The organism is Streptomyces sp. WG7 (assembly GCF_049975785.1).
Taxonomy (GTDB): domain Bacteria; phylum Actinomycetota; class Actinomycetes; order Streptomycetales; family Streptomycetaceae; genus Streptomyces.
In genome coordinates, this window is the sequence record NZ_JBNGGE010000006.1 from 85,003 (window position 1) to 102,925 (window position 17,923).

Genomic DNA, 17,923 nt, shown 5'->3' on the forward strand with positions numbered 1-17,923 from the left:
CGGGGTCAGCGCAGTCGGTCCTTCAGCACCTTGCCGGTGGCGGTGAGCGGCAGGCCGGTGCGGAACTCGATGTGGCGGGGCACCTTGAAGCCGGCCATCCGCTCCTTCGCCCAGGCGATCAGCTCGCGCTCGCTGATATCGCCGCGCCGCACCACGAACGCCTTGCCGACCTGCCCCAGGCGTGCGTCGGGCACGCCGACGACCGCGGCCTGGGCGACGGCCGGGTGTTCCAGCAGGAAGCTCTCGATCTCGGCCGGGTAGGCGTTGAAGCCGCCGACGATGAACATGTCCTTCTTGCGTCCGACGATCCTCAGCCGCCCGTCCTGGTCCAGTTCGCCCAGGTCACCGGTGTGCAGCCAGCCGTCCGCGTCGATCGCCTCGGCCGTGGCGCCGGGGTCGTCGAGGTAGCCGCGCATCACGGAGTAGCCGCGCACCAGGACCTCCCCGTCGTCGGCGACGCGGACCTCGAAGCCCTCGCATGGCCGGCCGACGGTGGTGGCGACGGCCTCGTAGGGGTCGCCGGGGCGGGATGCGGTGACGGTGCCGGCCTCGGTGAGGCCGTAACCGGTCATGAGGTGGGTGAAGGGCAGTTCCGTGGTGATGCGGCGCACCAGTTCCACCGGGATGTCGGCGGATCCGGTCACCGCCACCCTCAGCGACGACAGGTCGCGTCCGGCGTCCGCCTCCAGCAGGGAGTGGTAGAGGGTCGGCGGGCCGGGCAGGACGGTCACCCGTTCCTTTTCCACGAGTTCCAGCACCCGGTCCGCGTCGAAGACCGCGAGGGGCAGCGCGGTCGCGCCCCGGATGAGGGAGGCGACCAGGCCCGCCTTGTAGCCGAAGATGTGGAAGAACGGGTTGACCATCAGGTAGCGGTCGCCCTGCCGGAGCTGTGCGAGGTCGCACCACTCCGCGTACAGCCTCAGGGTCTGCCCGTGGGTGGTCATCACTCCCTTGGGGCGGCCCGTCGTCCCGGAGGTGAACACGATGTCGGCCAGTTCCTCCTCACCGACCTCGCGCTCCAGCGGCTCTCCGGAGGCGAGGAAGCCGTCCTTCTTGATGTCGATGACGGGCACGCCGGGCGGGGCGGTGAACTCGCGGTCCAGGAAACCGTTCTGGACCAGCAGTGCCTTGGCGCCGCCGCGTACGACGATGTCGTGTGCCTCCTCGTCGCGGAAGCGGGTGTTCACCGGGATCAGGACACCGCCGGCGGTGAGCAGGCCGAAGGCTGCGACGATCCACTCGGCCGAGTTGGGCGCCCACAGCGCGACCCGGTCGCCGGGCCCGATGCCCGCCGAGGCGAACGCCCCGGCGGTGCGCCGGACCCGGTCGGCCAGCTCGGTGAAGGACAGGCGCAGGTCCCCGTCGACCACGGCCTCGGCGTCACCGAACCGCTCGGCCGCGCTCCGTACCAGTTCGGGGATGCTTCGCCATCCCGCGTTCGCCGACGTCATGCGTCGATCAGCCGGGCCAGGTTGCCGCCCATGACCTTCGCCTTGTCCTCCTCGCTGAGCTTGGAGAGGTGGTCGACGTAGGTGACGGGGTCGGCCAGGCCCTCCGGGTGGGGGTAGTCGGAGCCGAACAGGACCCGCTCGATGCCGATGAGGTTGCCGAGTTCGGCCATGTCCTCCTCCCAGAACGGGCTGATGTGGATGTTGCGCCGGAAGACCTGGACCGGGTCCTCCTGGAACTCGTGCGGCATCTTCTTGTGCACGTCGGCGAGCCTGTTGAGCACCGGCTCGACCCACGAGGCGCCGTTCTCGATGACCGCGATCTTCAGTTCGGGGAAGCGGGAGAGCGCCCCGTGGCAGATCAGGGAGGTGACCGCGTCCTCGATGGGCCGCCATTCGTGGACCTGGCGGAAGGCGTTGGGCTTGAACGGCAGGAATTCGCGCCGCTGGCCCTCCCAGTCGTTGGCGTAATTGGCGTAGCCGGAGTCGGAGGAGTGCAGGGCGACCAGGACGCCGGTCTCCACGACCCGCTTCCAGAACGGGTCGAACTCCGGCAGCGCGAAGGACCGGGTGCCGCCGAAGCCGGGGACGGGGGCCGGCCGGACGAGGATGGCCCGCGCGCCCCGCTCCACCGCCCAGTTCAGCTCGTCGATGGCCTTCTCGACGATCGGGAGGGTGATGACGGGGACCGTGAAGATGCGGTCCTTGTAGGTGAAGCCCCAGGTCTCGTGCAGCCACTGGTTGAGGGAGTGGATGACCGCGTGGATCAGCTCCGGGTCGTCCTTCATCCGCTCCTCGATGAGGCTCGCCAGAGTGGGGAACATCAGGCTGCGCTGGACGCCGAGTTCGTCCATCAGGGCCAGGCGCGGGGCCGGCTCGCGGAAGGCCGGGACGGAGCGCATCGGCTCGCCGAAGATCTCCCGCCGGGTCTTGCCGTCGGGGTTGCCGACCTTGAAGTACTCCTCCATGGCGCCAGGGCGGGCCACCACGTCGAAGGTGGGGTTGGGAATGTAGTTGCTGATCTGGCCGCGTATCGCGATCTTGGTGCGGCCCCGGACGTCCACGTACTCGATGGCCCCGTCGTACTCCTTGGGGAGGTGCTTGGTCAGGGCTTCCTGGGTCTCGTAGAGGTGGTTGTCCGCGTCGAAGAGCGGATACGCGAGCTCACGAGAAGGCATGAGATCCTCCTTAGCCGATTGAGAGAATCGTATTCTCACCGAGTGGGAGTGGCAATGTGGTTGCGGAGGACGAACTTCTTCACCTTGCCGCTGGGGGTGCGCGGGAAGTCGTCGACGGCATGGATCCGCTCGGGCCACTTCTGCCGGGCCAGACCGGCCCGTTCCAGGTGGAGCCGCAGTTCGGCCAGGACCGGGACCTGCCATCCGGGCCTCATCCGCAGGACGGCGGCGGCCCGCTCCCCGAGCCGCGCGTCCGGCACGGCGACCACGGCCGCCTCCGCCACACCCGGCACGCCGAGGAGCACCTCCTCGACCTCCAGGGCGCTGATGTTCTCCCCGCCGCGGATGATTACGTCCGCCTTGCGGTCGGTGATGCACAACCAGCCGTCGGCGTCGAAGGAGCCGATGTCGCCGGTGCGGTACCAGCCGTCGGCGTCGAAGGCGGCCCGGGTGAGTTCCGGGTCCGTGTAGCCGAGGCAGAGGTCGGGTCCGCGCGTGAGGATCTCGCCGTCCTCGGCGAGGCGCACCTCCACGCCGGGGAGGGGCACGCCGTCGGTGTACAGGCGCTTGTCGACGGGCCCGTCGTACGGCGTGCACGTGACGGACGGGTGCTCGGTCGAGCCGTAGGCGCGGAACACACTGATGCCGAGGGACTCCAGCCGGGTCGTCACTGCCGAGGGCACGGCCGCGCCGCCGAGGCCCGCGTACTTCAGACGGGCGATGTGCTGCGGGGTGCAGTCGGGGTGGTCGAGCAGGCTCGTCATGTAGTACGTGGCCCCGCCGCCGACGGTCAGTCCGTCGCCGCGCATCAGCGCGAGGGCCTGCGCCGGGTTCCAGGTGTCGCCCAGGTTGACGGGCGTCCCGTCGAGCACGGGTATCAGGAAGGCGTTCACCATGCCGATGAAGTGACCGACCGGCGCGACCGTGAACTGCCGCCCTCGGTCCGGCGGGTAGGAGGAGGCGAGCTGCCTGGTCTCGTAACCGAGCGTGCGGTGGCTGTGGACCACGCCTTTGGGGTCGCGGGTGGTCCCGGAGGTGAACGCGACCAGAGCGGGGGCGTCCGGGTCGACCGGTGTCACGCCCGGCATCGGTTCCTCGGCGAGCAGGTCGTCGAAGTCGCGCCCCACCACGCCGACGATCGGGACCCGCTCGCACAGGTCCGGGCGGAACCGCTGCCGGCCGAAGACCTCGGGCGTGAAGAATGCCTTCGGGCGGGTCGCCTCGAGGATGTACGCGACCTCCTTCGCGCCGTAGAAGTGCACCACGGGCACGACCACGGCCCCGAGAAGGGCCGAGGCCCAGAACACGGCGGCGGCCTCCATCCAGTTGGGCAGCTGCATGACGACGACGTCGCCGGGCCCCACCCCGCGTTCGCGCAGACCCGCCGCCAGACGCCGGGCGACCAGCTCCACCTCGGCGAACGTCCCGGCCCACGGGCGGATCTCGGAGTGCACGCGGAACTCCACGTCCCGGGACCCGGCCAGGCCGGCGGCCAGCAGGCCGCCCAAGGTCTCGTCGGTCCACCAGCCCGACTCCTCGTAGTGGGCGACCAGTTCGGGCGGCACGGTCCGCAGGGCAGCGGAGGGAAACGTCGACATGCCGGGGGCACTCCTCTCACACGCGATGGGCGTTACGAGAATTGCACTCTCCCATGGCGAGAAGGTAAGTTCCATACATGGCACGCGACCACGGCTTCCATCCGGTGCGCATCACCCGGATCACCGACGAGGCGCCGGATGTCCGCACCTTCACCCTCGACGCTCCCTTCCCCTATCGCGCCGGGCAGTTCCTGACCTTCCGGGCCTGTGGCGCGCTGCGCAGCTATTCGATGTCGAGCAGTCCCGACACCGACGGCGAGGTGTGCGTGACCGTCAAGCGCGTGCCCGGCGGACTCGTCTCCGAGTGGATGCACCGTGACCTCAAGGCGGGCGACACCCTGGAGGCGACCCGGCCCGCCGGCGCCTTCTGCCTGCGCGAGGAGGCCGGCTCCCGGGCGCTCGTGGCTTTCGCGGGCGGCAGCGGAATCACCCCCGTGTACTCCCTCGTCAAGAGCGCGCTGGCCACCACCACCCGGTCCGTGCGGCTACTGACGGCCCACCGGGACCGCGAGTCGGCCATCTTCTCGGCGTCACTGGACGCGCTCGCCCTGCGGCACACCGCGCGGTTCCGGGTACGGCATCACCTCGACGACCGGGACGGGCTGGTCACCGCGGACGAGATCCGTGCCGTGGCCGGCGAACAGCCGCGGGAGAGCGACTTCTACGTGTGCGGACCGGCCCCGTTCATGGACCTCGTGGAGCGGACACTGGCCGGGGCGGGGGTGCGGCCCGACAGAATCGTCGTCGAGCGTTTCACCCCGGCCGCGTCGGAGCCCGTGGAACCGGTTCCGGCGGACGCCGACGCGCCTGCCACCGAGCCGGGCACCGTCACGGTCGGCCTGCGCGGGCAGCGGCGCACCGTCCCGCAGCGGCCCGGCGAGACCCTGATCCAGACCGCCCGCCGCGCTGGATTCGCCCCGCCCTTCTCCTGCGAGTCCGGGGACTGCGCCACCTGCATGGCGCTCCTGAGGTCGGGCGAGGTCAAGATGCGGGTGAACAACGCGCTCGACGCCGACGAGGTGGCCGAGGGCTGGGTGCTCACCTGCCAGGCGGAACCGACCTCCCCCGAGGTCACCGTGGTGTACGAGGACTGATCCGTCCGACCCGTCCTCCCCGACGACCGGAAGGCCGCGCATGGTTGAGCTGGAGCTTCAGGACGGCCTGGCCGTCGTCACGATCGACCGCCCGCATGCCCGCAACGCCCTCGACCTCCAGGCCATGGACGAGCTGGAGAAGGCGCTGGACGCGGCCGAGGGCGCGTCGGCACTCGCCGTCACGGGGGCCGGGGACCGGGCGTTCGTGTCCGGCGGGGATCTGAAGGAACTGTCCCGGCTGCGTACCGAGGCACAGGCGTCGGCGATGGCCCTGCGCATGCGGGCGCTGTGCGACCGGATCTCCGCCTTCCCGGGACCGGTGCTGGCCGCGCTCAACGGGCACGCGCTGGGCGGCGGGGCGGAGGTCTCGGTCGCGGCGGACATCCGCATCGCGGCGGACGACATCCGCGTCGGTTTCAACCAGACCGCCCTCGCGATCGTGCCCGCCTGGGGCGGCGCCGAGCGTCTGGCACGGTTGGTGGGCCCCGGGCGGGCACTGCTGCTGGCGGGCACCGGCCGCCTGCTGGACGCCGCGGAGGCGGAACGCGCGGGACTCGTCGATCTGGTACTGCCGCGCGCGGAATTCGAGCGGGGCTGGCGCGGCGTGGCACGCGCCCTGGCCACACCCCAGGCCCAGGAGGTCAAGAAGCTCACGACTCGCACCCGTCCGCCGGAGGAGGCCGCCGCGGCCTTCGCCCGGCTGTGGGTGTCGGAGGAACACTGGCAAGCGGCGGAGAAGGTGATGTCCCGTGGCAAGTGAAGTCCGTGTGGTGGAGGGGCCGTTCGGGCCCGAGGTGCGGCCGGAGGGCGAGGCGGCCGGGCAGACCGTGCTGTACGCGCACGGTGATCCCCGGCTGGCGGGCACCCCGCGCGACGCGCTGCCGACCGCTCGGGAGCTGACGCGGCTCACCGGTCAGGCGGTCGTCTGTGCTCGGTACCGGCCGCACTTCCCGCTGGCCCTGGACGACCTGTACGCCGCCTGGGAGTACTGCCACGACCAGGGCGGTGCGGTGGCGGTGGCCGGGAAGCGGCTCGGCGGGGCCCTCGCGGCCGGTCTGCTGCTGCGTCTGCGGGACGGGGACGCGCCACTGCCCACCTGTGCCGTGCTGACGTCTCCGTTGCTGGACTTCACGCTGGACGCGCCCAGCCTGCTGTTCAACGCGGTCGCCGACCGCACGGTGGACTCCGAGGCGCTCGCCACTCGGGCGGCGGCCTACGCGGGGTCCACCCCGCGCGACCATCCGCTGCTCAGCCCGCTCCACGGCAACCTGCACGGTCTGCCGCCGGTGCAGCTCCACGCGGCCGGCACGGAGGTGCTGCTCGACGACACGCTGTCGTTCGCCACCCGGGCCGCGCACTCCGGAGTCACCGTGGATCTGCGGGTGTACGAGGATCTGTCGACGCAAGTGCTGAAGGGGCTGGGTGCCATGGCGGCGTTCCTGATGTCGTGGCACAGGTCGGCGTCGTTCAGTTCCTCGGACGTCCGAGGGACGGTCTGAGGACGCCTGAGAGGTCTGAGGGCGGTCCGACGACGATGCCGACGGCCGGCGGGACCCGCACTCCCCCGCCGGCCGTTCCTCACCTGGCGCCGAGGAGGGATTCCGCGGCCCGCCAGGCCATCGCCATGACCGGGCCGTTCAGGTTGCCTGCGACCATCACCGGCAGCACGGACGCGTCGACCACTCGCAGGTTGTCCACACCCCGCACCCGCAGGTCGGGGTCGATCACGTCCTCCGGTGCGGAGCCCATCGCGCAGGTTCCGATGGCGTGAAAACCGCAGTAACCGCCGTCCAGGGCCGAGCGGACGACGTCCTCCTCGGAATCGGAGGCGACGGCAGGACCGGGGAAGGTCTCGCGCGTGATCCGGGAGGCGATCGGATCGGTCGCGAAGTACTCCCGCAACCGCCGGAAGACGTCGCCGGCCACGTTCCGGTCGTAGGCGGAGGAGAAGTACCCGGGGTCGATGTCCAGGCCGGCGTCGGGGTCGGCCGAGGTGATGGCCAGCGACCCCTCCGAGGTGGGACGCAGCACCATCGCACACGCCGACACCCCGGGCTCCCGTTCCACGGCCGCGGGCTTGCCCGGTACGAGCGCGCCCAGGGACCAGGGCGCCAGCAGCACCTCGGCATCGGGACGCTCGGCGTCGGGACGGGACTTCAGGAACGCCATCACGTCATAGGCGGGCCGGGCCAGCGGGCCCTTGCGGGTGAGCAGGTACGCGGCGCCGGTGCGGGCCTGGGCGAGGGGGGAGGACAGCATCCGGTTGGCGCCGAGCGGGGCGTTGAGGCGGAATCGCAGCGCCAGGCAGCGGTGCTCGCGCAGCCGGGCCCCGACCAGCGGGCGGTCGAGGCGTACGTCCACTCCGGCGGCCCGCAGGATCTCCGCGGGGCCGATACCGGAGAGCTGGAGCAGCTTGGGCGTGGCCAGGCTGCCGAGGCTGAGGATCACCTCGCGCCGGGCGCGGATCTCCTCGTTCGCCCCGTCGGCGGTGCGCACGCGCACGCCGGTCGCCTTGTCCCCGTCGAACAGCACCTGGATGACGGTGGTGCCGGCGGCCACGGTCAGGTTCGGGCGGGAGCGCGCCGGACGGAGGAAGGCACGTGCGGCGCTGAAACGCTGACCGTTCTTGATGGTGGCCATGGCGTAGCCGACGCGTTCGCCGTCGTGTTCGTTGACGTCGGGCACCGCCCGCAGGCCGACTGCCTCGCCGGTGGCGATGAGTTCGTCGCACAGCGGGTCGGGGTCCCGGACTGTGGAGACGTGCAGGGGTCCGCCGGTGCCCCGGGTGGGCGAGGGGCCCAGGGCGTTGTTCTCGATGGCACGGAAGGCCGGCAGGACGGCGTCCCAGCCCCATCTGGGGTTGCCGAGGGCTTCGAGGCCGTCCCAGTCGGCGCGGGTGCCGCGGTTGTAGACCATGCCGTTGACGGAACTCGATCCCCCGAGCACCTTGCCGCGCACCCACATGTCCGGGTTGCCGCCGGGGCGCATGGGCCGGGTGCGGTAGTGCCAGGAGTAGGACGGGTCGCCGAAGAGTTTCCCGACGCCCTTGGGGATGCGCAGGTAGGGGTGGCGGTCCGGGCCGCCGGCCTCCACCAGCAGCACCCGGACACCCGGGTCGCGCGAGAGCCGGTCGGCGAGGACGCAGCCCGCCGACCCGGCGCCCGCGATCACGTAGTCGTACATCTCGAGACTCCTTCGTCGCGGCGCGGGCGTGCCGCCGGGGCGCCCAGGTGGCGCCGGAGGACGTCGCGTGTCTGGAGGCCGCCTGCCGGAACCGGTGCGGTCCCGCGGTCCCCGCGCCACCGTGGGACGGGTCGCGGCCGGCGCGCGGACCCTCGGCAACCCGCGGCTCGGCCGGCCGGGTGGTCGTGGGCTCAGGGCTCCGGAGCGTCGTCGCGGTAGACCTGGCCGCCCTTCATAACGAACGACACCCGCCCGGTGACGGAGACGTCCGCGAGCGGGTCGCCCGGCACGGCGATGACGTCCGCGAGGAGACCGGGTTCCAGGCGTCCCCGATCGTCCGCGTCGATCAGGTCGGCGGCGACCGTGGTGGCGGCACGCAGGGCCTGCAGGGGGCGCATGCCGCGGTCGACCAGTGCGCCCAGCTCCAGGGCTCCCCTGCCGTGCGGGACGGCGGGGGCGTCGGTGCCCAGGGCGACCTTGACGCCTCGGCGGATGGCGCGGCTCGTGGACTCCCGTGCGCGGGGGAAGACGTCGGCCGCCTTGGCCCGCAGGGCGGGGTCGGCGTGCTCGGTGTCCATGCCCTCGGTCAGGAAGGTGGTGGCGACCAGGAAGGTGCCGCGCTCCACCATCAGGTCCAGGGTGGCGTCACTGGCCAGGAAGCCGTGCTCGATGCAGTCGATGCCCGCCTCCACGGCGGCCCGGATCGCCAAGTCCCCCATGCAGTGGGCGGCGACCTTCACGCCCGCCCGGTGCGCCTCGTCCACGATGGCGCGCAGTTCCTCGTCCGAGTACTGCTGGGCGCCCGCCGGGCCGGTGTGGGACATGACCCCATTGGAGGCGCACACCTTGACGACCCGTGCGCCGTACTTGATCTGGTACCGGACGGCCTTGCGCACCTCCGCCACACCGTTGGCGATGCCCTCCTCGACGGTGAGCGGCAGCACGCCGGGGGCGAACGCCTGGAACATGGTGGGGTCGAGGTGGCCGCCGGTCGGGGCGATCGCGTGTCCCGCGGGCACCACACGCGGTCCTTCGACCCAGCCGAGGTCGATGGCCTTCTTCAGCGCCACGTCCAGGAGGACGCCGCCGGTCTGCACGAACAGTCCGAGGTTGCGGACGGTGGTGTAACCGCGCCGCAGGGTCCGCCGGGCGTTGGCCGCCGCGCGCAGGGTCCGCACCGCCGGGTCCTCCTGGACCGGGATGAGCGGACTGCGGTGGTCGGGGCCGCCGAGGAAGAGGTTGACCTCCATGTCCATCAGGCCGGGCATGAGGGTGACGTCACCCAGGTCGCGCACGACCGTGCCTTCGGGCAGCCGGTGCGGCAGTCCCACCTGGGTGATGTGTTCGCCGGTGACCGACAGGCCGCCAGGTTCCACGAGTTCGCCCTTGTCGATGTCGAGCATCCGTGCCGCCCGCAGCAGCACGGGGGGTCGCGGCGCGCTCTGCCGGGCGGCCATCACGCGGCCGTCCCGGCGCGGTCTCCGGTCGGCTTGGGGGTGGCGGTGCGGTCCTGGGCCATGGCGGTATCTCCGTATCTGCTCGCTGCCGACCGGACGCCCTGAAGATAACAGCGATCTCACTCTGAGAGAATAGCGTTACCACCTCTCGCGACGGGAGCCCGGCGGGCCGGGCGGGCAGGTCAGCCGCCGCCGTGCAGCAGTTCCTCCAGGTTGCGGACGGCCGGCTCCAGGGCGCCGAGCCCCAGGCCCAGCTCCCCGGCGAGGGCGGTGACCACCGCCAGGTCCTTGCGCAGGAAGGGGCCGGCGCCGGCGGCCAGTGCGGCCACCCCGCCCCGGGCGGCGGACGCCGCCGAGGCGTTTCCGGCCGCACTGCCGTGCGCCAGGGCCGCCAGCAGCGTTCCCTCGTCGACCCCGAGCCGTTGTCCCACCTCCACGGTTTGCGCGAGGAGCCCCAACTGGGCTGCGAACAGGGCGTTGTTCACCAGCTTGACACTCTGCCCGACACCGAGCGGCCCGACGTGCAGCACGGGATCCGCGTAGGCGCTCAGCGCGGGCCGCACCCGGTCCACCGCCTCCTGCCGGCCTCCGGCGAAGACCGTCAGGCGGCCGGCCTCGATGTCGTGCGGCCCGCCACTGACGGGCGCGTCCACGACGTCGGCGCCCCGGTCGGCCAGCGTCCGTACCGTGCGCGGGTCGCCGGTGGTGTGCACGACGAGCACCGTTCCGGCGGGCAACGCCGCTCCCAGTGCCCCATCGAAGCAGACCTCCCGGACCTGCGCGTCGGTGAGGACGCAGACGAGGAGCGCGTCCACGCCGCGCGCCACGGCAGCGAGCGAGGTGACGGGCCCGGCGCCGTCCCCGGCGAGCGCTTGGCGCGCCTCGGCGCCACGGGCGTACACGCGCACCCGATGCCCCGCCCGGACGAGTCGTCGCACCATGGGGCGGCCCATCCGCCCGGCACCGACGAAACCCAGCTCCACGACGACCTCCGCCTCTCGGCCGGCAACAGCCGGCACCCTTCGGAAATGACATTCTCCGGTATCGTTAGCACAACTCTCTCGAACAGTGAGGCCATGTTGACGGAACATCACCACCACGGCGAAGAACCCCGACCGGTCGGATTCATCGGGTTGGGGAACATGGGCGGCGCACTGGCCGAGAACCTGGTAGGGGCCGGGTTCCAGGTCGTGGCGCACGACGCGGCGGGACCGGCCCGGTGCCCGTCGGGCGCCCAGTGGGCACCGAGCCCTGCGGACGTGGCGCGGGCCGCGGATGTCGTGGTGCTCAGCCTGCCCGACGGAGCGGTTTGCGCGAAGGTCGTCCGGGAACTCGCGGACGCCCGCGAGGGCCGGGTCACCCACGTCGTCGACACGTCCACCGTCGGTGTCGTGGCCGCGCGCGAGCTGGCCGCGCTGGGGCCGGCGTACGTCGACGCGCCCGTGTCGGGTGGGGTGGCGGGGGCGCGCGGCCGGAGCCTGATGGTGATGTACGCGGGGACCGACGAGGACTGCGCGCGCGTCGAGCCCGTACTCGCGGGGCTCAGCGACCGCGGACGCCGGGTCGGCGACCGGCCCGGCCAGGCGCAGGCGCTCAAGCTCGCCAACAACTTCCTGTCCGCCACCGCACTGGCCGCCACCAGCGAGGCCGTCGCTTTCGGACGGGCTGCGGGGCTGGACCTGGCCGTGATGCTGGAGGTGCTCAACGTCTCCAGCGGACGCAGCGGTGCCACCGCCGAGAAGTTCCCCGACGAGGTACTGACCGGCCGTTACGCCTCCGGGTTCAGCAACACGCTGATGGCCAAGGACGTGGGCCTGTACCTGGAGGAGAGCGAAGCCCTCGGCGGCACGTCCGCGGTCGCCGCGGTCACCCGGGCGGTGTGGGAGGCGTTCGCCGCCGCGGAACCCGGGGCCGACTTCACCCGGATCTACCCCTTCACCACAGGCGCCTGAGCAGGATCGTTCGCCTCCCCGCCACCCCCTGGTTCCTCCCCGACGAGGACGGCCAAGGCGTCTCGCACCACGCTCGGGTAGCGGTCCGTGTCCGGTCCGGGGTCCACCAGCCACAGTTGGTGGATGCCCTCGATCAGGGCGAGGACGGCGGTGGCGGCGGCCGACGCGCTCAGTCCGCTGGGCAGCCGTTCGCCGTAGCGCTCGGTCAGCCGGGCGGTGAGGTGGGCCTGGAGGGAGCGGCAGCGGTCTCCCACGTAGCCCCGGGCGGGTTCCTGGCCGGTGACAGCCTCGGCCATCACCACACTGTGCACGGTGGCGAACGACGGGTGGCCCTGCTCGAAGGCGACGGCCGCCGCGAAGTCGGCGGGCAGGTCCTCACCGGCCGGGTGGTCCGCGAGGTGCTCGCGGTTGAGCTGCTCACGGAAGGTCAGCATCTCCAGCAGCAGCCGCTTCTTGCTGGGGAAGTAGTGCAGGACGCCCTGCCGGGTCAGTCCGGCCCGCTCGGCCACCGCGTCGATCGACGCGCTCTTGAAGCCGCGCTCGGCGAACACCTCCAGGGCCGCTTCCAGTATCGCCTGACGCCGCGCAGAACCCACGTGGTGCACCTTCCGCCGTTGGAGAGCCGCCCGCACACAGTACGCACCTCAGAGTCCCATGGCGTCCAGTGCGGAACGAGCCGCTTCCCGCACCGGGCGCGGCCGCCGTTCCCCGTGGGGCGCGGCACTCTCGGTGAGGCTGGGCGTATCGGCGATGTCGGAGGTATCGGCGTTGTCCGCGACGTCGGCGAGAAGCCGCACGTCCTTGGCCAGCAGCCCGCCCGCGTGTGCCGCGATGCGGGCGAGGGTGCCGCCCGCGTCGACGACCCGCTCCAGCGCGAAGCTCGCCGCACTGCCGCGTGGCAGGATCCGGCCGAGCCCCTCGGTGTCCAGGCCCAGCTGTCCTCCCAGTTCGAGCGCGTCCGCCGCGAGTCCCAACTGGGCGGTGAACAGTACGTTGTTGAGGAGCTTGGCGACCTGTCCCGAGCCGACCGGGCCCAGGTGGACCACGGGATCGCCGTACGTGGCGAACAGCGGTCGGCAGAAGGCGAAGACCTGCGGATCACCGCCCGCCATGACGAGCAGGGTGCCCTGTTCCGCGGCCCGTCCGCCGCCGCTGACCGGCGCGTCCAGTACCGAGACCCGCTGGATGCGGGCACGGTCCTCCAGCCGGCGGCAGGTCTCGGGGTGGACGGTGGAGTGCACCACGATCACCCCGCCTGCGCGCATCCCGGCGAGGACGCCGTCCGCTCCCGTGGTGAGCTGCTCGACGTCCGCGTCGTCGACGACGCAGAGGCACACCACGTCACAGGCCGCCGCCAGTTCGGCCGGTGATCCGGCGGTCTTGGCGGCGGTGTCCGCGAACGATGCGAGTGTGGCGGACCGGCGCGCCCACAGCATGGTCTCGTATCCCGCCCGCACGATGCGCCGCGCCATCGGCGCGCCCTGGCTGCCCAGCCCGATGAAGCCGACCCGCATGTCGCGTCGCCCTTTCACGTCGTTTCCCGAGGCCGCCAGAACGCGGCGAGGAGTCCGCCCGTCGCCACGGCCGCCACGCCGAGCACCAGACCGGCACCGCCCCATCCGGTGACCGCGAGGTCCGCCGCCGTGTCGACGGCGTACTCCCCCGGTCCCCACGCCCCGAGCGCCACCGCGAGCACGCCCAGCACGAGGACGTACTCGTAGCCCTCCTTGAAGACGAAGAAGCCGTGCGGGCGGTGCGCGAGCAGCCCGGCGACGAGCATCACCGACAGGACCGCCGCGCAGGCCAGTGACGTGAACAGCCCCAGGACCAGCAGCGCTCCCGCGCCGATCTCCGTCAGCACGCTCAACCAGGCCTGCAGGCGCGGACGCCGCAGCCCGAGTCCGGCGAACCAGCCCGCCGTACCGGCGATGCCGCCCCCACCCCGCCAGTGGTTCCAGCCGTGCGCCACCATGACCGCGCCGAGCACGACCCGGACAGCCAGCAGCGCGGCGTCCCCGGGCTCACCCATCGCCCCGCCCCCTCTCCGAGGGCAGGGCCGGCACGCCGAGCGCACACTCCTCGACGAAGGCCAGGACGCGCAGGTGGTAGGCGAGCGCGGTGCGGCTGACGCTGGTGTTGTGGCCCGCGCCGGCCTGTTCGTGCAGTACCAGGCGGGGCGCGGCGGTGAACATGGCGGCCAGGTCGGCCAGTCCTTCCGGACCGTTCATCCACACCTGCTCGTACTCGGCGAGCGTGAGGTGGACCGGCACCGGCACGCGTGCGGCGAGCCGGGCGAACTCCTCCTGCCAGCTCTCCCGGCGGCCCTCGTACGACGGGGAGGTGGCGCCGATGCCGCGTCCCCCGTAGACGTCGGGCGGGTAGGCGTGCGGCGGGTCCCACAGGGCGCTGCGCAGGTTGGGCCGGGTGCGGCCGGGATCGTTGCGCCATTCCTCCATGGCGGTGAGCACCGTGGGATGGTGGGTGCGGCCCATGCCGGCGAGTTCCACGCCGAGCAGGCCGGCGCCGCGCGGGTCACTCGCCATGCGGATGGTCAGCTCGCAGCCCGCCGAGTGGGCCCAGAGGAACAGGCCGAGGCCCTTGTCCCGACCTTCGAGGAACGCGTCGACGGCGGCGAACGCGTAGTCAGTGCGCTGCCGTGGTGCGCGCATGCGCTCCTCGTGTCCGGCGGAGCTGCCGTAGCCGGGGCGGTCCAGCGCGATGACGGTGAAGCCGGCCGTGGCCGCCGTGCGCAGCAGGGAGAGCCGGGGGTGGCCGGGGTGGTCGAAGTAGGTGGAGGTGGTGGCGCCGCCGTGCAGGGCCACGATCACGGCGCGTGGGTGCGCCGCCTCGGCGACGAGCGCCGAGGCGGGGACGCCGTGCACGTCGGCCACCTCCCGGTGGACGCCGGTGGCGAGTTCGGGTTCGGTCGAGGTCATCGGTCCGTCCTGAGCAGGAGTACGCCGCTGGGGGTGAGCCCGCCGCTGGAGACCACGGCCGTCCGCGCGTTGTGGACCTGGCGCGCGCCGGCCTCGCCGCGCAGTTGGAGCACGGCCTCGTGGAGCAGGCCCATGCCGTGGGTGCGGCCGTGGGAGAGTTGTCCGCCGTGCGGGTTGAGGGGGAGGATCCCGTCCCGGGCGATGTTCTTTCCCCCGTCCAGGAAGTCGCGGGCCTCGCCGATCGCGCAGAAACGGAGGGCCTCGATCCAGGACAGGCAGTTGAAGGTGAAGCCGTCGTACAGGAGGGCCACGTCGACGTCCGGCGGACGCAGGTCGGTGCGGGTCCACAGGTGGGCGGCCTGGCCCAGTACCTGGGGTTCGTGAGTGAGGGTCGCCTGGTCCCACTCGGGGCGTTCGGCGACCTGCGTCCCGACCGCCTCGATCCGGACGGGCGGTCGCGGGAGGTCGGCCGCGGTCTCGGCGGCGGACACGACGACGGCCGTCGCCGCGTCGCAGGGGACGTCGCAGTCGTAGAGGCCGAAGGGGGTCGCGATGGGGCGAGCCGACAGGTAGTCGTCCATGGTGAGCGGGTCGCGGTAGATCGCGTCCGGATGGTCGGCCGCGCCGGCCCGCTGGTTGAGGGCGATCCAGCCGAGGCTCTCGCGGGTGGTGCCGTAGCGGTGCATGTGCCGCTGGGCGTTCATCGCCAGCATGACGGCGGGCGAGACGGCGCCGAACGGCTTGAACCAGCCGTCGGCGGTGTTCCCCCGGGGCAGCCGGATCTTTCCCTGGCGGACGAGTTCGGCGTACGTCGCCTCCCACACCGTGCGGAAGCACAGCACGTGCCGGGCGAGGCCGCCGGCCACCGCGAGCATGGCGGCGATGACGGAGCCGCCGGGGCCGAAGGTCTCCCCTGCCCCGTTGTGCCACACCGGGCGGAGCCCGAGCGCCGACTCCAGCGCGGTGACACCTCCTTCGGCGAAGCCGCCGTACGCGCCCCCGCCGGGGTAGGTGGACAGGCCGTCGATGTCGTCGAGGGTGAGCCCGGCGTCGGCGACGGCCTTCTCGCAGGCCTCCACGGTGAGGTGGAGGGGCGGGACCATGAGGCGGCGGCCGATGCGGGAGGCACCGGCTCCGCTGATGACGGCACGGTCCTCGAACCGGCTCGTCACCGGGGTGCGGCGGACATGGCCCCGTACGTACTCGGGCGGTGGGTCGTCGGCCGGGAGCGGGGCCGGGTCGGGCTGGTCGGCGGCGGGGCGGAAGAGCGGCAGCCAGGTGTCTCCGGCCTGCTCGAAGACGACCTCCATCCGCATGCCGATACGCAGGTCCTCGGGCCCGCAGTCGACCACGTTGGTGGTGAGGCGGACTCGCGGATCCTCCTCGATCGCGACCTGGGCGACGACGAACGGGGTGGGCAGGCCGGGGAGGGGGAAGCGGTGGTTGACGGTGAAGCCGATCAGGGTCGCCCGGCCCGAGACCGCCCGGACGTCGGTGTCGTGGCCCCGGCAGTGCCGGCAGAGCGGCTGCGGCGGGTGGATCAGGGCCGAGCAGGCGGTGCAGGACCGGAAGCGGAGGCGTCCGTCGCGGCCGGAGGTCCAGAAGAACTCGCTCTCCTGGTCCGGTTGCGGCCGCGGGCGGGCGGCTCCGGGGTGGGGCGCGGTCAACGGACCTTCGCCTCCGCCTTGCGCACGGTGACCGGTTCGGCGAGTCCCTGCTCGTCGCAGGCCCGTTGGAGGGTCTCCAGCGTCTCGTCGAGGCCGGGGCCGAGGCGGGGTCCCGGCGTGAAGGTGGCGGGCAGGTGGCGCATGCCCTGGATGACGCCGATGGTCTCGTAGTGGACGGTTCCTTCCGGGTCGCAGGCGAAGTCCGGGATGCGGTCCAGGACCTGGATCAGCATCCGCTTGAAGACCGTACGGGCCACGTTGGAACCGATGCAGCGGTGGATGCCGAGGCCGAAGGCGGTGTGGCGGTTGCCGCCGCGTTCCAGGTCGACGTGGTCCGGGTCGGGGAAGACGGCCGGGTCGCGGTTGGCCATCGCCCAGGACAGCCACAGCCGTTCGCCCTCCTTGAACTCCTTCCCGGCGATCTCGCAGTCCTCCGCGACCGTCCGCGCGTCGCCGGGAGCCGGCGTGAAATAGCGCAGGAACTCCTCGGTGGCGGTGTCCAGCAGGGTGTCGCGTTCCCGGTTCAGCCGGGCTCGTTCCCCGGGGTGCTGGGAGAGCCACTCCAGGGCGTGCGCGGTGAGCGCGGTGGTGGTGTCGAAGCCGCCGCCGATCAGCAGGGCCATGGCACCGACCAGATCGAGGTCGGACGGCCGCTCACCGTTGATCTCCAGCCGGGCGAGGGCGTCGGCGAGCCCCGGGCGCGGGCGGGCCCGGACCTCGTGCAGGGTGGTGGCGATGTCCTTGAGCATGGCCATGTGGGCCTCGGCCACCCGGGCCATCTCCGGGGAGTTCGGCGGGGTGTACACGCCGGCGTGGGCGGGCTCGTTGTAGAGCTGCCACTTCTTCAGCGGCACCCCCATCATGGCGAGGGTGAAGACGGCCGGGACGATGTTGGCGAGGTCGTCGACGAAGTCCATCCGGCCGGACTCGATCCGCTCGTCGAGGCAGGCGCGGGCCACCTCGTCGATGAAGGGGATCCAGCGGGCGACGGCCGCCGGGGAGAGGTAGGGGTTGAGGGCGTTGCGGTAGGCGCGCTGCTCCGGCGGGTCCATCTCCAGGAAGCCGCCGCGGAAGCCCTTGCCGCGCACCGGCGCCGGGATGCTGATGCCCTGGTAGCCACGGCGTTCGCCGTTGACGTCGTGGTCGTTGGACAGCTGCTGTCCGGCACGGGCGAAGGCGAGCAGCTCGCGATTGCCGGCGGCGACCCAGTGTCCGCCGTAGGTGTCGGACCAGGCGAGCGGACAGCCGGAGTGGAAGGCGCGGGTCTGCTCCTCGAACTGGTCCCGGTACTCGGGGGCGTGCCGGTCGAAGTGGACACGGGGCTGCCTGCGCGCCTCGTCGTCGTGCGAGTCGGGTCCGGTCATGGTGTGCGTTCTCCTCGTGTCGGCCGCGCGCCCGGCCAGACCGTGA

16 protein-coding genes are annotated in these 17,923 nt (G+C 72.4%); 4 read left to right on the forward strand and 12 right to left on the reverse strand.

Annotated features, from left to right (window positions below; translation table 11 throughout):
• Nucleotides 1-5: 5 nt before the first annotated feature.
• Genes ACP4J0_RS09005 through ACP4J0_RS09015 form a run of 3 tightly spaced genes read right to left on the reverse strand, consistent with a single transcriptional unit; the run spans nucleotide 6 to nucleotide 4,224 of the window.
• Entirely contained in the window at nucleotides 6-1,451 is a 1,446-nt protein-coding gene (locus tag ACP4J0_RS09005; RefSeq protein WP_426598092.1) for a FadD3 family acyl-CoA ligase, read from the reverse strand.
• Nucleotides 1,448-2,626 carry an amidohydrolase family protein gene (locus ACP4J0_RS09010; protein WP_426598093.1) on the reverse strand — a complete coding sequence of 393 codons (1,179 nt, stop codon included), beginning with the start codon at nucleotides 2,624-2,626 and terminating at the stop codon, nucleotides 1,448-1,450. The genes ACP4J0_RS09005 and ACP4J0_RS09010 overlap by 4 nt, the downstream gene beginning before the upstream one ends.
• A 35-nt stretch (nucleotides 2,627-2,661) precedes the next feature.
• Nucleotides 2,662-4,224 carry an AMP-binding protein gene (locus ACP4J0_RS09015; RefSeq protein ID WP_426598094.1) on the reverse strand — a complete coding sequence of 521 codons (1,563 nt, stop codon included), beginning with the start codon at nucleotides 4,222-4,224 and terminating at the stop codon, nucleotides 2,662-2,664.
• A 77-nt stretch (nucleotides 4,225-4,301) separates the two neighbouring features.
• Between ACP4J0_RS09015 and ACP4J0_RS09020 the strand changes: the two genes are divergently transcribed.
• Genes ACP4J0_RS09020 through ACP4J0_RS09030 form a run of 3 tightly spaced genes read left to right on the forward strand, consistent with a single transcriptional unit; the run spans nucleotide 4,302 to nucleotide 6,817 of the window.
• Nucleotides 4,302-5,318, forward strand: a complete 1,017-nt coding sequence (locus ACP4J0_RS09020; protein WP_426598095.1) for a 2Fe-2S iron-sulfur cluster-binding protein — start codon at nucleotides 4,302-4,304, stop codon at nucleotides 5,316-5,318.
• A gap of 40 nt (nucleotides 5,319-5,358) precedes the next feature.
• A complete protein-coding gene (locus tag ACP4J0_RS09025) occupies nucleotides 5,359-6,078 on the forward strand; it encodes an enoyl-CoA hydratase/isomerase family protein (RefSeq protein ID WP_426598096.1) in 720 nt (239 codons plus the stop codon).
• Nucleotides 6,068-6,817, forward strand: a complete 750-nt coding sequence (locus ACP4J0_RS09030; protein ID WP_426598097.1) for an alpha/beta hydrolase fold domain-containing protein — start codon at nucleotides 6,068-6,070, stop codon at nucleotides 6,815-6,817. The genes ACP4J0_RS09025 and ACP4J0_RS09030 overlap by 11 nt, the downstream gene beginning before the upstream one ends.
• 79 nt (nucleotides 6,818-6,896) lie before the next feature.
• Here ACP4J0_RS09030 and ACP4J0_RS09035 read toward each other — a convergent pair whose 3' ends face one another.
• The 3 genes from ACP4J0_RS09035 to ACP4J0_RS09045 form a co-directional block, all read right to left on the reverse strand.
• Nucleotides 6,897-8,501: a GMC family oxidoreductase gene (locus ACP4J0_RS09035; RefSeq protein ID WP_426598098.1), complete on the reverse strand. Its 1,605-nt coding sequence runs from the start codon at nucleotides 8,499-8,501 to the stop codon at nucleotides 6,897-6,899.
• 191 nt (nucleotides 8,502-8,692) lie between these two features.
• Entirely contained in the window at nucleotides 8,693-9,958 is a 1,266-nt protein-coding gene (locus ACP4J0_RS09040; RefSeq protein ID WP_426598099.1) for an amidohydrolase family protein, read from the reverse strand.
• Nucleotides 9,959-10,140: 182 nt separating this feature from the next.
• Nucleotides 10,141-10,977, reverse strand: a complete 837-nt coding sequence (locus tag ACP4J0_RS09045) for an NAD(P)-dependent oxidoreductase (RefSeq protein WP_426598100.1) — start codon at nucleotides 10,975-10,977, stop codon at nucleotides 10,141-10,143.
• Between the two features lie 57 nt (nucleotides 10,978-11,034).
• Here ACP4J0_RS09045 and ACP4J0_RS09050 point away from each other — a divergent pair, with 57 nt between their 5' ends.
• Entirely contained in the window at nucleotides 11,035-11,910 is an 876-nt protein-coding gene (locus ACP4J0_RS09050; protein ID WP_426598101.1) for an NAD(P)-dependent oxidoreductase, read from the forward strand.
• Here the strand turns inward: ACP4J0_RS09050 and ACP4J0_RS09055 are convergent.
• From ACP4J0_RS09055 to ACP4J0_RS09080, 6 genes are read right to left on the reverse strand one after another with little or no spacing between them, the layout of a single operon-like run.
• Nucleotides 11,886-12,506 carry a TetR/AcrR family transcriptional regulator gene (locus tag ACP4J0_RS09055; protein ID WP_426598102.1) on the reverse strand — a complete coding sequence of 207 codons (621 nt, stop codon included), beginning with the start codon at nucleotides 12,504-12,506 and terminating at the stop codon, nucleotides 11,886-11,888. The genes ACP4J0_RS09050 and ACP4J0_RS09055 overlap by 25 nt on opposite strands.
• Before the next feature lie 48 nt (nucleotides 12,507-12,554).
• Complete coding sequence (locus tag ACP4J0_RS09060) at nucleotides 12,555-13,442, reverse strand: NAD(P)-dependent oxidoreductase (protein ID WP_426598103.1); 888 nt, start codon at nucleotides 13,440-13,442, stop codon at nucleotides 12,555-12,557.
• Nucleotides 13,439-13,939 carry a DoxX family protein gene (locus ACP4J0_RS09065; protein ID WP_426598104.1) on the reverse strand — a complete coding sequence of 167 codons (501 nt, stop codon included), beginning with the start codon at nucleotides 13,937-13,939 and terminating at the stop codon, nucleotides 13,439-13,441. The genes ACP4J0_RS09060 and ACP4J0_RS09065 overlap by 4 nt, the downstream gene beginning before the upstream one ends.
• A complete protein-coding gene (locus tag ACP4J0_RS09070; protein WP_426598105.1) occupies nucleotides 13,932-14,846 on the reverse strand; it encodes an alpha/beta hydrolase in 915 nt (304 codons plus the stop codon). Before ACP4J0_RS09070 ends, ACP4J0_RS09065 begins: the two co-directional genes overlap by 8 nt.
• On the reverse strand, nucleotides 14,843-16,513 hold the full coding sequence (locus ACP4J0_RS09075) for a thiolase C-terminal domain-containing protein (RefSeq protein ID WP_426598106.1): 1,671 nt from the start codon (nucleotides 16,511-16,513) through the stop codon (nucleotides 14,843-14,845). The genes ACP4J0_RS09070 and ACP4J0_RS09075 overlap by 4 nt, the downstream gene beginning before the upstream one ends.
• A complete protein-coding gene (locus tag ACP4J0_RS09080) occupies nucleotides 16,510-17,877 on the reverse strand; it encodes a cytochrome P450 (protein ID WP_426598107.1) in 1,368 nt (455 codons plus the stop codon). The genes ACP4J0_RS09075 and ACP4J0_RS09080 overlap by 4 nt, the downstream gene beginning before the upstream one ends.
• Nucleotides 17,878-17,923 lie beyond the last annotated feature (46 nt).

Bases quoted from the DNA above. Each gene is read 5' to 3' on its own strand.
- ACP4J0_RS09005 (WP_426598092.1), bottom strand. From the start codon at position 1,451: ATGACGTCGGCGAACGCGGGATGGCGAAGCATCCCCGAACTGGTACGG.
- ACP4J0_RS09010 (WP_426598093.1), bottom strand. From the start codon at position 2,626: ATGCCTTCTCGTGAGCTCGCGTATCCGCTCTTCGACGCGGACAACCAC.
- ACP4J0_RS09015 (WP_426598094.1), bottom strand. From the start codon at position 4,224: ATGTCGACGTTTCCCTCCGCTGCCCTGCGGACCGTGCCGCCCGAACTG.
- ACP4J0_RS09020 (WP_426598095.1), top strand. From the start codon at position 4,302: ATGGCACGCGACCACGGCTTCCATCCGGTGCGCATCACCCGGATCACC.
- ACP4J0_RS09025 (WP_426598096.1), top strand. From the start codon at position 5,359: ATGGTTGAGCTGGAGCTTCAGGACGGCCTGGCCGTCGTCACGATCGAC.
- ACP4J0_RS09035 (WP_426598098.1), bottom strand. From the start codon at position 8,501: ATGTACGACTACGTGATCGCGGGCGCCGGGTCGGCGGGCTGCGTCCTC.
- ACP4J0_RS09040 (WP_426598099.1), bottom strand. From the start codon at position 9,958: ATGGCCGCCCGGCAGAGCGCGCCGCGACCCCCCGTGCTGCTGCGGGCG.
- ACP4J0_RS09050 (WP_426598101.1), top strand. From the start codon at position 11,035: ATGTTGACGGAACATCACCACCACGGCGAAGAACCCCGACCGGTCGGA.
- ACP4J0_RS09065 (WP_426598104.1), bottom strand. From the start codon at position 13,939: ATGGGTGAGCCCGGGGACGCCGCGCTGCTGGCTGTCCGGGTCGTGCTC.
- ACP4J0_RS09070 (WP_426598105.1), bottom strand. From the start codon at position 14,846: ATGACCTCGACCGAACCCGAACTCGCCACCGGCGTCCACCGGGAGGTG.
- ACP4J0_RS09080 (WP_426598107.1), bottom strand. From the start codon at position 17,877: ATGACCGGACCCGACTCGCACGACGACGAGGCGCGCAGGCAGCCCCGT.